The 14,503-nt window shown below is 67.2% G+C and carries 12 protein-coding genes and 1 pseudogene; 6 read left to right on the top strand and 7 right to left on the bottom strand.

Annotated features, from left to right (window positions below; translation table 11 throughout):
• Nucleotides 1-1,442 (bottom strand): ArnT family glycosyltransferase (locus ACREPD_RS19220; RefSeq protein ID WP_431600792.1); only part of this gene is annotated, 1,442 nt, incomplete at its 3' end.
• Between the two features lie 113 nt (nt 1,443-1,555).
• Between ACREPD_RS19220 and ACREPD_RS19215 the strand changes: the two genes are divergently transcribed.
• The 3 genes from ACREPD_RS19215 (at nt 1,556) to ACREPD_RS19205 (ending at nt 4,900) form a co-directional block, all read left to right on the top strand.
• Nucleotides 1,556-2,257, top strand: coding sequence for a response regulator transcription factor (locus tag ACREPD_RS19215; protein ID WP_431600791.1), 702 nt, complete (start codon nt 1,556-1,558; stop codon nt 2,255-2,257).
• On the top strand, nt 2,244-3,557 hold the full coding sequence (locus ACREPD_RS19210; protein WP_431600790.1) for a sensor histidine kinase: 1,314 nt from the start codon (nt 2,244-2,246) through the stop codon (nt 3,555-3,557). The genes ACREPD_RS19215 and ACREPD_RS19210 overlap by 14 nt, the downstream gene beginning before the upstream one ends.
• Nucleotides 3,558-3,649: 92 nt before the next feature.
• The gene (locus ACREPD_RS19205) at nt 3,650-4,900 is read left to right on the top strand and encodes a DUF819 domain-containing protein (protein ID WP_431600789.1); all 1,251 of its coding nucleotides are present in this window, start codon (nt 3,650-3,652) and stop codon (nt 4,898-4,900) included.
• Nucleotides 4,901-5,262: 362 nt separating this feature from the next.
• Here ACREPD_RS19205 and ACREPD_RS19200 read toward each other — a convergent pair whose 3' ends face one another.
• Both ACREPD_RS19200 and ACREPD_RS19195 read right to left on the bottom strand, forming a co-directional pair.
• Nucleotides 5,263-5,487: a YbdD/YjiX family protein gene (locus ACREPD_RS19200; protein ID WP_068853636.1), complete on the bottom strand. Its 225-nt coding sequence runs from the start codon at nt 5,485-5,487 to the stop codon at nt 5,263-5,265.
• A complete protein-coding gene (locus ACREPD_RS19195) occupies nt 5,487-7,568 on the bottom strand; it encodes a carbon starvation CstA family protein (RefSeq protein WP_431600788.1) in 2,082 nt (693 codons plus the stop codon). The genes ACREPD_RS19200 and ACREPD_RS19195 overlap by 1 nt, the downstream gene beginning before the upstream one ends.
• 203 nt (nt 7,569-7,771) lie before the next feature.
• Between ACREPD_RS19195 and ACREPD_RS19190 the strand changes: the two genes are divergently transcribed.
• Nucleotides 7,772-8,623 carry a pirin family protein gene (locus tag ACREPD_RS19190; RefSeq protein ID WP_431600787.1) on the top strand — a complete coding sequence of 284 codons (852 nt, stop codon included), beginning with the start codon at nt 7,772-7,774 and terminating at the stop codon, nt 8,621-8,623.
• An 81-nt stretch (nt 8,624-8,704) separates the two neighbouring features.
• On the opposite strand, the gene ACREPD_RS19185 is transcribed toward ACREPD_RS19190, so the two are convergent.
• The 4 genes and pseudogenes from ACREPD_RS19185 to ACREPD_RS19170 form a co-directional block, all read right to left on the bottom strand.
• Nucleotides 8,705-9,166: a hypothetical protein gene (locus ACREPD_RS19185; protein WP_431600786.1), complete on the bottom strand. Its 462-nt coding sequence runs from the start codon at nt 9,164-9,166 to the stop codon at nt 8,705-8,707.
• A gap of 195 nt (nt 9,167-9,361) precedes the next feature.
• Nucleotides 9,362-10,091 (bottom strand): annotated as a pseudogene (gene aqpZ / locus ACREPD_RS19180) (aquaporin Z).
• Nucleotides 10,092-10,142: 51 nt separating this feature from the next.
• Nucleotides 10,143-11,006: a pirin family protein gene (locus ACREPD_RS19175; RefSeq protein ID WP_431600785.1), complete on the bottom strand. Its 864-nt coding sequence runs from the start codon at nt 11,004-11,006 to the stop codon at nt 10,143-10,145.
• A 163-nt stretch (nt 11,007-11,169) separates the two neighbouring features.
• Nucleotides 11,170-13,233, bottom strand: a complete 2,064-nt coding sequence (locus ACREPD_RS19170; RefSeq protein WP_431600784.1) for a 3-hydroxyacyl-CoA dehydrogenase NAD-binding domain-containing protein — start codon at nt 13,231-13,233, stop codon at nt 11,170-11,172.
• Between the two features lie 237 nt (nt 13,234-13,470).
• On the opposite strand from ACREPD_RS19170, the gene rpoE reads away from it, so the two are divergent.
• Complete coding sequence (gene rpoE / locus ACREPD_RS19165; RefSeq protein WP_421569405.1) at nt 13,471-14,091, top strand: RNA polymerase sigma factor RpoE; 621 nt, start codon at nt 13,471-13,473, stop codon at nt 14,089-14,091.
• Nucleotides 14,088-14,503 (top strand): sigma-E factor negative regulatory protein (locus tag ACREPD_RS19160; RefSeq protein ID WP_431600783.1); only part of this gene is annotated, 416 nt, incomplete at its 3' end. The genes rpoE and ACREPD_RS19160, both read left to right, overlap by 4 nt.

The following is a 14,503-nucleotide window of genomic DNA, read 5'->3' as shown; positions in this document are numbered from 1 at the left end:
TCGCAGGCCACCACCACCCAGCCGGCCGCCGGCCCAATGCGCTGGCCCACCCGCTGCATCAGCGCGGACGCCGAGCTGTACGGGTCCAGCGCGGGCATGAGGCCCAGGCCGTACAGGTTCCAGAGCAGGAACGAGGTCAGCAGCACCAGCAGCCCGGCGCGACGCACCCGCAGCCAGGCCACCAGCGCCAGCAGCAGCACGCCGAAGCCGAGCAGCCAGTAGCCCAGCACCGGCAGCAGGCTGTCGGGCATCTCGCGGCGGGCCAACTGCGTGTGCGCCCAGGCGCTGCCGGTCAGCAACTGGCCGCCGATCGCCAGTGCGGCGACCGCCAGCACGGCCACGTAGGCCAGCAGCAGCCAGCGCGGGCCGGGGCGGCGCAGCAGTCCGGGCAGCAGGGGCGCGGCGGCCACGCAGAGCGCCGGCAGCATCGGGAAGATGTAGACCTCGCGCTTGCCCGGGCTGGCGCTGAAGAACAGCAGCACCAGCAGGGACCAGCCCAGCAGCAGCCACCAGCGGCCGTCCAGGCGCTTCAGTCGGCGCCACCACGCGGGGAACAGCGCGGGCAGCAGCAGGCTGCCGGGCAGCCACAGCGTGATGATCACCTGCAGGTAGTACCAGGCAGGCTGCACGTGGTGCCAGGCATTGGCATAACGCGTGCCGGTCTGCTTGAACAGCAGTTCGCGGGCATAGCCCTGCAGTTCGGGCGTGGGGTCGTTGAGCAGGGCGATGCCCAGCGGGCCCAGCCACACGGCGGTGCCGAGCAGGAAGGCCGGCAGCAGCCACAGCAGCGAGCGGGCGCGGGGCAGGGCAGGGCTTGGGCGTGTGCGGGTCTGCCAGCGCCACAGCGCCCACGGCAGCAGCACCAGCAGCGGCAGGAAGCCAACGCCCTTGGTTACCGTGCCCAGGCCGGCGGCGAAGCCGGCGATCCAGAGCGCGCGCGTATTCGGTCGTTCCAGGAGGTGGCGCAGCAGGCCCCATAGCGACAGGGTGGTCAGCGCCACCAGCACCATGTCGATCTGCGCGCGCTTGGCCATCAGGCCGAACTGCAGGCAGCTGGCCAGCGCCCACACCGCCCACCAGGCAATGCGCCGGTTCCACAGGCGCCGTGCCAGGTCCCAGCTCAACCACAGCGTGGCCAGCGCGGCGAGCAGTGACGGCAGCAGGAAGGCCAGGTTCCAGTCGCCCACCACCTGGTGGGTGGCCGCCTGCATCCACATGAACACCGGCGGCTTTTCGGCATACAGTTCGCTGCCACGGTGCGGCAGCAGCCATTGGCCGGTATCCACCATGGTCCGCGCGGCCAGCACGAAGCGCGGCTCGTCAGGCGGCGAAGGTGAGCGCAGCCCGATCCCGGCGGCGAGCGCCAGAAGAACGGCGAGGCAGGTCAGCAGGGGCCACCAAGGGCGCAGCAGAGTCCGGGGCACGTGAGGGCTCATGGCCAAAACGCCAAGTTTGTATCACCAAACGTTGGAATTAGGTCGAAACCGGTCAGTTGCGACCGGATTCCGACACCGCAACCGCTACCATTACCGCAACTGACCCCGGGAACCTGCGCATGCGGCTGCTCGTCATTGAAGACAACCGCCAACTGGTCGCCAACCTGTTCGAATACTTCGAGGCGCGCGGGCACGTGCTCGACGTCGCGCCCGATGGTGTAACCGGCCTGCACCTGGCGGTGACCCACGCCTACGACGCGCTGATCCTGGACTGGATGCTGCCGCGCATGGAGGGGCCGGAGGTGCTGCGCCGGCTGCGTGCCGAACACGGCTCCGAGGTGCCGGTCATCATGCTCACCGCGCGCGACGAACTGCCGGACAAGATCGCCGGTTTCCGGGCCGGCGCGGACGACTACCTGACCAAGCCCTTCGCGCTGCCCGAGCTGGAAGTGCGGCTGGAGGCGCTGATGGTGCGTGCGCACGGCCGCAACCCGCGCAAGGTGCTGCAGGTGGCCGACCTCACGCTCGATCTGGCGACCCTGGAAGCCCAGCGCGATGGCCAGGTGCTGCACCTGTACCCGGCGTGCCGCAAGCTGCTGGAAGTGCTGATGCGTGCCAGCCCCGGCGCTGTCACCCGCCCGCAGCTGGAGTTCGCCCTGTGGGGCGACGAACCGCCCGATGGCGACCTGCTGCGCTCCCACGTGTACGAGCTGCGCCGCAGCGTGGACGGCCCGTTCCAGCGCAAACTGATCCATACCCTGCCACGGGTGGGCTACCGGCTTGGGCCGACCACCGTAGATGGCAGCCATGAAACTGCGTAAGCCGTCGCCGCTGCATCGTCGGCTGGGGTGGTGGCTGCTGGCCTACCTGGCGCTGATTTCGCTGGCGGTGTTCAGCGTGGGCAACTACGTGCACGAACATGCCGAGCACTCCGCGTGGCGCGCGCTGCTGAACTCCGAACTGGACAGCATCGTCAAACACATCGAACACGAACCGCACTACCGCTGGCAGGATTCGGACACGCTGCGGCTGTTCACCGTCGACGACAGCCCCGGCGTGCCGGCCTCGCTGCGCACGCTGCACCCGGGCCTGCACGATGGCGTGGTGGTGAACGGTCGTTCCAGCGCCGTGATGGTGCGCGATACCGAGAACCAGGGCCGGCTGGCCCTGGCGCTGGACATCAACGACTTCCACGAACTGGAAGAATTCGCCACCCGCTGGGTGATGCTGGCCGGCGTGGTCATGATCCTGGTCACGGTGCTGATGGCCTCGCTCGGCGTCAGCCGACTGGTACAGCCGCTGCGTTCGCTGGCCCAGCGTATCGACGGCCTCAAGCCCGGCATGCCGGGGCAGCGTGTCGAGGTCGACCCGCGCGGCAGTTCCGAGCTGTACGTCATTGCCGCCGCGCTCAACGACTATCTCGCCCGCAACGAACAGTTCGTCGAGCGCGAACGCGTCTTCATCAGCACGGCCAGCCATGAACTGCGCACGCCGATCGCGGTGATCACCGGTGCGGCCGAACTGGCCCTCGACCAGCCGGCGCTGCCCGACCGCGCCCGCCAGCAGATGCAGCGCGTGCATCGCACCGCGCAGGGCGTGGAGCAGCTCATCCAGCTGTTGCTGGTGCTCGCCCGCGAGCCGGCGCGGCTGGCCGCGCTGAAAGAGCGCATCGCGCTGGATCAGCTGGTGCCCGACATCATCGAAGACCACCGCCACCTGATGGGTGACAAGGACCTGCAGATTGCCGTGCAGGACCTGGCCAGCGTGGACATCATCGCGCCACTGGGCGTGGTCCAGGCCGCCATCGGCAATCTGCTGCGCAACGCGATCGAGAACAGCGGCCGCGGCACCATCACCATCAGCGTGTCCGATCGCGCCGTGGTGACCCTGCAGGATCCCGGCGAAGGCATGAGCCCCGAAGAGATCGCCGCCGTGTATGCGCGCATGGCACGTGGTGACCGCAACGAGCAGAGCGGCATTGGCCTGGAGCTCATTGCGCGGTTGTGCGAGCACCTGGGCTGGGCGCTGACCATCGAACAGAGCGAACCGCGCGGTACCCGCGTGATCCTGGACCTGAGTGCATCGCTGCCCGCTCCCGGCGATACGCGTCTGGTGATGTAGCGGTCGCCACGCGTGATGACAGTGTTAAGGTAAGACCAGCGCCGCCTTATGCGGCGCTTTTTTTTGCCCTTTCGATCGACAGAGGATGGCGCATGCCGACCGAACCCAGTACCGCCCTCATCACCAACGACATCGTTGGCCTTGGCCTCATCGCGGCCACCCTGGCCCTGATCTTCTGGGCCGCCAGCGGTCCGACTCCGCTACTCAAGAAGATATTCGCGTGGGTCCCCGCGCTGCTGCTGTGCTACTTCATCCCGGCCATCTACAACACCGCCGGCATCATCGACGGCCACAACACCCGTCTCTACAACCCCATCGCCCGCGACGTGCTGCTGCCCGCCGCCCTCGTCCTGCTGACCTTGTCGATCGACCTCAAGGGCATCCTCAAACTGGGCCCGAAGCTGCTCATCGTCTTCTGCGCCGGCACCCTCGGCATCATCCTGGGCGCCGTCGTCTCGTTCCAGCTCATGTCCTGGATTCATCCGGAGACCGTGGCCGGCGACACCTGGGCCGGCATGGCCGCACTGGCCGGCAGCTGGATCGGTGGCGGTGCCAACATGGTGGCCATGCGCGAAATATTCGGCACCGACGCCACCACCTTTGGCCAGTTCGCCGTCGTCGACGTCGCCTGCGCCAGCCTGTGGATGGCCGTCCTGTTGTTCCTGGCCAACCGCGCCCAGCAGATCGACACCCGCAACGGCGCCGATACCCGCGCCATCGACGAAATGAAGGAACGCATCAGCGCCTACGAGGCCCAGAACGCCCGCATTCCCAGCCTCACCGACCTCATGGTCATCGTCGGTGTCGCCCTGGGCGGCGTCGGCCTGGCCCACGCCATCGCCGCACCGCTCAGCGCGTGGTTCAAGACCCACATCACCTGGGCCAGCCAGTTCAGCCTCGACAGCCCCTTCGTATGGGTCGTCCTCCTGTCTACCGCGCTCGGCCTGGGCTTGAGCTTCACCCGCGCGCGCAGGCTCGAGGCTGCCGGCGCATCGCGGCTGGGCACCTTGTTCCTGTACTTCCTCATCGCCTGCATCGGCATGCAGATGGACCTGCTGTCCCTGCTGGACCGCCCGTGGCTGTTCCTGCTCGGCGTGATCTGGATGCTGACCCACATCCTCGTGCTGTGGATCGTGGCCAAGCTGGTCAAGGCGCCGCTGTTCTTCTTCGGCATCGGCTCGATGGGCAATATTGGCGCGGCGGCATCGGCACCGGTGGTAGCGGCGGCGTTTCATCCCAGCCTTGCGCCGGTGGGTGTGTTGCTTGGCACGGTGGGGTACGCCACGGGAACAGGGTTGGCGTATGTGACCGGCCTGATCCTCAAGTGGATGGCGGGAGCATAGAAGCGGCCGGGCAGAGCCCGGCGCTACAGCTGGGCAGAGCCCAGCTTTCCGTCCGTCACCAGCAATCTACCGAAGGCGGGGCGGGCGGTGGGTTTGCGGGGGCATGAGCCGCATGGGTCGGGCGCATGCGCCCGACGGGTTGGGCAGGAACCCAACCCCGGTCTTGCCGTGTGCGCAGGACAGCGCACACGTGCAAGCGGCGACTGAGCCCCCATGGATGGGTTCACGGCGTCCCCCGCGAATCCACCGCCCGTCCCGCCAAAGCCGATAGCAACACAGAGCGAAAGAAAAGGCGGCGCAATTGCGCCGCCTTTTCGCTTTCAAGCGGTCTCGACCAACGGTCGAGGCCTACCGATTAAGCATCAACAGCAGCGACCACCATTGCGGCCGCCGTAACGCGCTTCCTGGCGTTCGCGGAAGAACGTCTTGTAGTCCATCGGCGTGCGGTCCGGATGCTTCTCCAGCACGTGCCGCACATAGTTGTCGTAGTCGGGGATCCCGCAGCACAACCGTGCCGTCTGCACCAGGCGCCGCCAGATCCGGCGGTGCGCCTGGTATTGCCCGACCGGAACCAGACCCGTGCTCATCACAGATCCGCCATCTGGTGCGGCTGCAGCGCCACGTATTCCGTCTCACGATCCGTACGCTGCGGCGTGCGGCGTGCCACCACGATCGTCTTGATCGCGTAGGCCAGGATCGAGAACACCACGAACAGGAACAGCACCGTCAGCCCCGTGTTCACGTATGCGTTCACCACGATCTGCTGCATCTGCCCCACCGTCTTCGCCGGGGCCGTGATCGTGCCGCTCGCAATTGCATCCTGGAACTTGTGCGCCTGCGCCAGGAAGCCCTGCGCCGGATTGCTGTCGAAGATCTTGATCAGACCGGCGTACGTCGTGCAGATCAGCAGCCATACCGCCGGCACCGCCGTCACCCACGCATAGCGGTCACGCTTCATCTTGAACAGCACCACCGTGCCCAGCATCAGTGCGATACCGGCCAGCATCTGGTTCGAGATACCGAACAGCGGCCACAACGTCTGGATGCCACCGAAGGGATCCACCACGCCCGTGTACAGCAGGTAGCCCCACAGCGCCACGCAGCCGGCCGTCGCGATGATGTTCGCCGTCCACGACTCCGTCTTCTTCAGCGCCGGAATGAAATTGCCCAGCAGGTCCTGCAGCATGAAGCGGCCCGCACGCGTACCCGCGTCCACCGCCGTCAGAATGAACAGTGCCTCGAACAGGATCGCAAAGTGGTACCAGAACGCCATCATCGCGTTGCTGCCACTCGGGATCGCCTGGTGCAGGATCTGCGCGATACCCACCGCCAGCGTCGGCGCGCCACCGGCGCGGTGCAGGATCGTCGGCTCACCAATCGCCGCCGCCGTTGCCTCCAACTGCTCCGGCGTGATCGTGAAGCCCCACGTCGTCGTAATGTAGTGCGCCGCCGACACCGCGTCCGCACCGATCACCGATGCCGGGCTGTTCATCGCGAAATAGATGCCCGGGTCGATGATCGAGGCCGCAACCAGCGCCATCACCGCCACGAACGATTCCATCAGCATGCCGCCGTAGCCGATGTAGCGCATATGGCGCTCATTGGCCAGCAGCTTCGGCGTCGTACCCGATGCGATCAGCGCATGGAAACCCGACACCGCGCCGCACGCAATCGTGATGAACAGGAACGGGAACATCCCGCCCTTCCACACCGGGCCATCACCGCTGGCCGCGAACTGCGTCAGCGCCGGCATCTTCAGCTCCGGCATCACGATCAGGATGCCGACCGCCAGCGCCAGGATCGTGCCGATCTTCAGGAACGTCGACAGGTAATCGCGCGGGGCCAGCAGCAGCCACACCGGCAACACCGAGGCCACGAAGCCGTAGCCGATCAGCATCCACGTGATCTGGATGCCCGTGAACGTAAACGCCGGCCCCCAGACCGGGTCTGCGGCGATCTTGCCGCCGTACCAGATCGCCAGCAGCAGCAGGATCAACCCGACTATCGAAATTTCGCCGATCTTGCCCGGGCGGATGTAGCGCATGTAGATGCCCATCATGATCGCGATCGGCATCGTCGCAATCACCGTGAACATGCCCCACGGACTTTCCGCCAGCGCCTTCACCACCACCATCGCCAGCACCGCCAGGATGATGATCATGATCAGGAACGCACCAAATAGCGCGATCGTGCCGGGCACCTGGCCCATTTCCTCGCGGACCAGGTCACCCAGCGAACGCCCGTTGCGGCGGCTGGAAATGAACAGCACCATGAAGTCCTGCACCGCGCCGGCCAGCACCACGCCGACCACCAGCCACAACAGGCCGGGCAGGTAACCCATCTGCGCGGCCAGCACCGGGCCCACCAGCGGGCCGGCACCGGCGATCGCGGCGAAGTGGTGCCCGAACAGCACGTGCTTGTTGGTCGGCACATAGTCCAGACCATCGTTGTTGAGCACCGCAGGCGTAGCCCGGGTGGGATCCAGCTGCATCACCTTGTCGGCAATGAACAGGCTGTAGAAGCGATAGGCAATGAGATAGATGGAGACTGCGGCGACCACGATCCACAGCGCGTTGATCTGTTCGCCCCGCCGCAACGCGACGGTGCCCAGACAGAATGCGCCGAGCAGCGCGAGCGCGGCCCAACCCAACTTGGAAAAACCTTTCATGAGATTGCGTCTCCCTGAAGAACACCGTAAGGGTCCGCCCTGGCAGTGACCGGGTCAATGCGCAGGCGGAAGCTTGCCGCTAGTACTTTGGTCGTACACGGGTACGAAACACCACGCTTGGAACAATCGGTTGCGGGCATGACGGTTGGCGCCTCCAGAGGCTGCGCCCATCTTGTACCCGGAATCCTTTCGCTGGAGTCAATATGAGCAGCCCAACCCCCGCGCGCGTGCAGCGCACCATTCGTGGCATGGCCACCTCCGACGGCGCGGGCGTGCGCCTGACCCGGGTGATCGGCGGCCCCTCGCTGCCCGACCTGGACCCATTCCTGCTGCTGGACGAATTCGGCACGGACCGCGCCGAGGACTATATCGCCGGGTTCCCCAGCCACCCGCACCGCGGGTTCGAGACCGTCACCTACATGCTCGACGGCCGCATGCGGCACAAGGACAACCACGGCAACGAAGGCCTGTTGACCCCGGGCAGCGTGCAGTGGATGACCGCCGGCCGTGGGCTGGTGCATTCGGAGATGCCCGAGCAGGAGTCGGGGCAGATGCGCGGCTTCCAGCTGTGGGTGAACCTGCCCGCGCGCGACAAGATGACCGACCCGAAGTACCAGGAATTCGCGCCGGAACGCATCCCGGTGGCACAGCCGGCGCCGGGCGTGCAGGTGAAAGTGATTGCCGGGCAGGTGGGCGACACCACGGGCCCGATCGTGCAGCCGGCGACCGATCCGCTGTACCTGGACATCCAGCTGGATGCCGGGGCGGCGTGGGACTACGCGCTGCCGGAAGGCCACAACGCGTTCGCGTACGTATTCGAAGGGGCGCTGGTGATCGGCGTGGGCGACGATGCGCGGCCGGTCGACAGGCAGGAGATGGCGGTGCTGGGCGGCGGCGAGCTGCTGCAACTGCGCGCCGGCGACGCCGGTGCACGGCTGATCCTTGTTGCGGGCCGCCCGCTGCGCGAGCCGGTCATGCGCCACGGCCCGTTCGTGATGAACACCAAGCAGGAACTGATGCAGGCCTTCGTCGACTTCCAGGAAGGCCGCTTCTGAAACCCGGCAACCCCGGCCGTTGGCCGGCCCACGGATCGCCTGGGCCGGCCGCGTCACCCCCGTCGCCCTGACGGGCACGATTCACCGCTCGGCGGCAACCGCTGACGGATTGAGGTTCATCCCCTGCGACATCGACTGCAGCGTTCTCAGCTCGCTGGCGTCGCCGGCATACAGCGAAATCTGTGCGTAGCGGTTCTTGTCCAGCTTCACCACGGTCACCCGGCGCGTGGCATACCCCGGCGGTTGCTGCCCGCCCAGGTCAGGTTGGTACCAATACAGCGGCTCGCCGGCGAAGGCGCCTTTTTCCTGGCGCAACGGGCGGGCGAGCGGAATTTCCGGGTCGCGGCCGGTGAGCATCATGGTCATCACTTCGCGGCCATCTGCGCCCGTCGCCTTGCAGAGCACATACGTGGCCGCAGACTGCTCCTGCCACTGCAGGCCGCTGGTTTCGGGCAGGGCTGGACATTTGGCTGCCGATTGGGCCGAGGCGATGCCGGCCGTCAGTGACAGCCCAAGGAATATCAAGGCGTGCAGGATCTTCATGCGTTCCCCCAAGTGTGCAAGTAGCCGTGCCGTCCCCTGCGGGCGCTTCCAGTGGCCAAGCATTCCCTGGCCGATGTGCTGCGCATGCCCCATGCGCGTACCGGAAGGACCCGTCAGGTGACGGTCTGGTGATTTCGACCTTAACGGAATGTGACCGGATCTTCAAATAACCGTTTTAAATGATCCTGAATGTGGTTAACGGCCCGGCTCCAGGGCGCCAATCCACTTGTAGGCGATGCCGCCAATCAGCCCGCCGAGCAGCGGGGCCACCCAGAACAGCCACAGTTGGCCAAAGGGCACCGCTGCCGGCGAAGACGGCCACGGCGGTGGAGCGGGCCGGATTCACGGAGGTGTTGGTGACCGGGATGCTGATCAGGTGGATCAGGGTCAGGGCCAGACCGATGGCGAGGGGAGCGAAGCCCGCCGGGGCACGGCCGTGGGTGGCGCCCATGATGACCACCAGGAACATGGCGGTGAGCACCACTTCGCACAGGAACGCGGCGGCCACGCTGTAGCCACCGGGGGACAGGGCGCCATAGCCGTTGCTGGCGAAGGCGCCGGCCTGGCTGGGATCGATATGGAAGCCGGGTCCGCCGGAGGCGATCTGCAGCAGGATGAAGCCGGCCAGTACGCCGCCGAGCACCTGGGCGACGATATAGGGCAGCAGGTCGCGGCCGGGGAAGCGGCCGCCGGCCCAGAGGCCGACGCTGACGGCGGGATTGAAGTGGGCGCCGGAGATGTGTCCGAACGCGTAGGCACCCGTCAGTACGGTCAGGCCGAAGGCGAGGGCGACGCCGAGGAAGCCGATGCCCAGCGGGTTGCCATCACCGCCGAACTTGGCGGCCAGGACGGCGCTGCCGCAGCCGCCCAGTACGAGCCAGAATGTGCCGAGGAATTCGGCGGCCAGACGCTTGCCCATGCTCATTGCGCATCTCCAGGAGTGACCGGGGGTGCACGACGGAGATGAGGAGCGGGTTCAGCGTTCCGGCAACGGAATGAACTCTTTGTCGTCGCCAGGAATGGTGCCGAAGCGTCCCGATTCCCAATCGTGCTTGGCCTGCTCGATGCGTTCCTTGGAGCTGGACACGAAGTTCCACCAGAGGTGGCGCGGTCCATCCAACGGTTCACCACCGAGCAGCATCGCCTTCAACGGCGTCTTGGCCCGCAACCGGCCACGGGCGCCGGCCTCGGGAATGATGAGGTGCTGGGCGGGGATGTCGACGCCGTCGAGCTGGGCCTGGCCCTCGAGGATGTAGAGGGCGCGCTCGACGTGGCCGGTGTCGAGGTCGAGCTCGGCATCGGCGTCGAGGTCGATGGCGACGTTGAGGGTGTCGGCGAAGACGTTGACCGGGGACTCTTCGCCATAGGCGCGGCCGGCGATGATGCGCACCCAGGCGCCGTTGCGGCGCTGCTGGGGCAGGGTGGCGGCGGCGTGGTGGTAGAAGGCGGGGTCGGCCTCTTCGAAGTTTTTCGGCAGGGCCACCCAGGTCTGCATGCCGTGGATGGGGTGGTCGTGTTCGCGCTCCACCGGCGGGGTACGCTCGGAATGGGCGATGCCGCGGCCGGCGGTCATCCAGTTGACGTCGCCGGGGCGGATGACCTGGTCGGAGCCGAGGGTGTCGCGGTGGCCGATGGCGCCGGACCACAGGAAGGTGACGGTGGCCAGGCCGATATGCGGGTGCGGGCGCACGTCGATGCCGGCGCCGGCGCCCATGACGGCGGGGCCCATCTGGTCGACGAAGACGAACGGGCCGACGCTGCGCGCCTGGATGCTGGGCACGGCGCGGCGTACTTCGAGGCCACCGATGTCATGGACGCGCGGGGCGATGATGGTCGTCATGCGGGCTTTCTCGCTGGCGGGGACAGGCGGAAAGGATGGCACGCGGCCAGGGGCGGTGCATGGCCCGTTCGGGTAACAGGTTGTTTCAAAACAACGCCACCTTTCGGTGGCGTTGTAGCGCCGGGCTCTGCCCGGCTGCTGTTGGCGCGATTTTTTCGGCGCCTTAAATCACCGGCTCGCGCAACACCGCGTCGTCCCAACCCGGGCGGGGGGCGAAGCGGTCGCCGTAACGCTGCTGCAGCGCCTTCAGGCGTTCGACCAGGGCGTCGGCGCCGGTGGCGCGGATGTACTGGATCGGGCCGCCGCGGAACGGGGCGAAGCCGGTGCCGAAGATGACGCCGGCATCGAGCAGGTCGGCGTCGGCCACGACGCCTTCGTGCAGGCAGGCGACGGCTTCGTTGAGCAGCGGCAGGATCAGGCGGTCTTCGAGGTCGGCCGGGGCCTGGTAGTTGGCGGGCACGTCCGGCTTCTGGGCGCGGCCGTTGTCCCACTTGTAGATGCCCTGGCCGTCCTTCTTGCCGCGCTTGCCTTGTTCGACGGTCTGCAGGGCGGCCGGGATCTGCAGGCCCAGGAACGGAGCCAGTTCCTTGCCGACGCCGGCGGCGACGTCCAGGCCGACGGTGTCGAGCAGTTCAATCGGGCCCATCGGCATGCCGAATTTGACGGCGGCCTTGTCGATGACCGGGCCCGGGATGCCTTCGGCATAGGCGGTGGCGGCTTCGAGCATGTACGGGAACAGCACGCGGTTGACCAGGAAGCCCGGGGTGCCGGCCACCGGCACGGGGAACTTGCCCAGGGCCTTGCAGAAGGCGGCCAGGCGGCGCTCGGTCTCGGGAGCCATGCCGTCGTGGTGGATGATTTCCACCAGCGGCATCTGCGCGACGGGGTTGAAGTAGTGCAGGCCGGCGAACTGCGCCGGGCGCTGGATGTGGTCGCGCAGTTCCACCAGCGGAATGGAGGAGGTGTTGGTGGTCAGCAGCGCGTCGGCCTTCATTTTCGGCTCCAGCGTCTGGTACAGGCCGCGCTTGGCCTCGGCGTCTTCGATGATGGCTTCGATGACGAGGTCGGCGACGGCCACGCCGTCACCGGCGAGGTCGGCCTTGAGGCGGGCGGCGACGGCGGGGCGCTTGCTGTCGTCGCGCACTTTCTTGGCGAACAGGGCCTGCGCGCGTTCCATGGCCGGGTCGATGAAGCGCTGCTCGCGGTCCTGCAGGGTGACCTCGAAGCCCTTGTAGGCCGACCACGCCGCGATGTCGCCCCCCATGACGCCGGCGCCGACGACGTGCACGTGGCGGATGCCGTGGTCCTTGCCGCCCAGTGCCTTGAGGCGTTCGGTCAGGAAGAAGATGCGGATCAGGTTGCGCGCGGTCGGGGTGCTGGCCAGCTTGACCACGGCGCGGCGCTCGGCGTCCAGGCGGGCCTGGATGCCGCTGCCGCCGGTGCGTGCCCAGGTGTTGATCAGGGCGTAGGGCGCCGGGTAGTGCTCCTTCCTGGCCTTGCGCGCGACCTGCTTGGCCATCTGCGCGGCGAGCAGTTTGCGCGCCAGCCAGGTGTTGGTGGCCCACGCAGTCAGCCGCTGCTTGAACGGGCGGGTGGTGCCGGACAGGCCGAGTGCGACAGCGGTATCGAGCAGCACGGCCGGTGCCACCACTTTGTCGACCAGGCCGATGTTGCGCGCGGCCGATGCCGACAGGTTGCGGCCGGTCAGCATCATGTCCATCGCCGCCGGTGCGCCGACCAGCTGCGGCAGGCGCGCGCTGCCGCCCCAGCCGGGGAAGATGCCCAGCTGCGTTTCAGGCAGGCCGATGCGGGTGGACGGATCGTTGGACGCCACGCGGTAACGGCAGGCCAGCGCCAGCTCGGTGCCGCCGCCCAGGCAGTGGCCGTGGATGGCGGCCACGGTGGGGCAGGGCAGCTCGGAGAGCTTCTGGTAGGTGGTCTGGCCGCGGCGGATGGCGTCATTGACGGTGCCGCGGCGGTCGAATTCCTGGAATTCCTTCAGGTCGGCACCGGCAATGAAGCCGGCCGGCTTGATCGACTGCACCACCACCGCCTTGGGCGGGTCCATGGCCAGGCGTTCGACCAGATCGCCCAGTTCCAGCAGCACGTCCTGCGACATCGCGTTGACGCTGCTGTCCTTGCGGTCGAGGCTGAGCACCACGACACCATCGTCACGGATCTCGGGGTGCCAATGTGAGAAGCGGAGCCCATCGAAGCCTGAGAGCATGGGACGTTCCATCCGGTTGTGTATGGAGAAGGGGGCTATGATCCAGAGGTTGTTTCCTCCCCGTCAAATCCTTATAGCTGGGGGAGTGGAGGACCCGGTTCACGGCCGTGATCTGAAACCTTAACGGAACGGTGGTTAAAAGCTGGTACGGCGTCTGGTGATCGGGCGCTGAACTTTTCCCGGGATTGGCAGTCTCATTGCCCGACGTCGGTTGGGCTGACAGGAGTGCGGCCCCCAATGGCCGAGGTTGAAACACCACAGGAGCTGGACCTTGAACTGGTCCGGCGAGTGCAGCGCGGCGAAAGCGCGGCGTTCGATGTCCTGGTGCGCAAGTACCAGCATCGGATCGTCGCCCTGATCGGGCGCTACATCGCCGACTGGAGTGAATGTCAGGACGTCGCCCAGGACACCTTCGTCCGCGCCTACCGCGCGATCGGCAGTTTCCGGGGAGATGCGCAGTTCTATACCTGGTTGCACCGGATCGCCGTGAATACTGCCAAGAACCACCTTGCCGCCCACAACCGCCGCCCACCCACCGATGACATCGACATCGGGGATGCGGAGCAGTTCGACAGCGGTACCCGCCTGCGCGACACCGACACGCCCGAGCGCGAGTTGATGCGCCAGGAGCTGGAGCAGACGGTGATGAAGGCGGTATCGGCGCTGCCGGAAGAGCTGCGGTCGGCCATCACCCTGCGTGAGGTGGAGGGCCTGAGCTACGAGGACATCGCGCAGAAGATGGGGTGCCCGATCGGTACCGTGCGGTCGCGGATCTTCCGCGCCCGCGAGGCGATCGACACCGAACTCCGGCCGCTGCTGGACATCGGCAGTGCCACCCGCGAGAAGGGTCGCGTATGAGTCACGATATGCCTACCAATGGATCCACCGGCCCTGCGCCGGACAAATTCGATGCCCACCATCGCCAGCAGCTGTCGGCGCTGATCGATGGTGAGCTGACGCTGGACGAGGCGCGCTTCATGCTGCGCCGGCTGGAGCACGATGAGGCCCTGTCGGGCTGCCACGAACGCTGGCAGCTGCTCGGCGATGTCCTGCGCGGCCAGGCCTGTGCGCCCGCGCCGACCGGCTTCGCCGCGCGCGTGCAGGCCGTCGTTGCCACCGAACCTGCGCCTGCGCAGGTCGCCACCGCACCGGTCCCGCGCGAGCGGCGCGGTGGCTGGCTGCGCTGGGGTGGCGGTGCCGCACTGGCGGCCTCGGTCGCCGCCGTGGCCTTGTTCATGGCACGCGAACAGCTGCCCGGTGAGGCGCCGGC

The organism is Stenotrophomonas sp. (assembly GCF_050737075.1).
Taxonomy (GTDB): domain Bacteria; phylum Pseudomonadota; class Gammaproteobacteria; order Xanthomonadales; family Xanthomonadaceae; genus Stenotrophomonas.
Note: the sequence above shows the minus strand (reverse complement) of the source record. Positions and strands in the feature narration are given on the sequence as shown.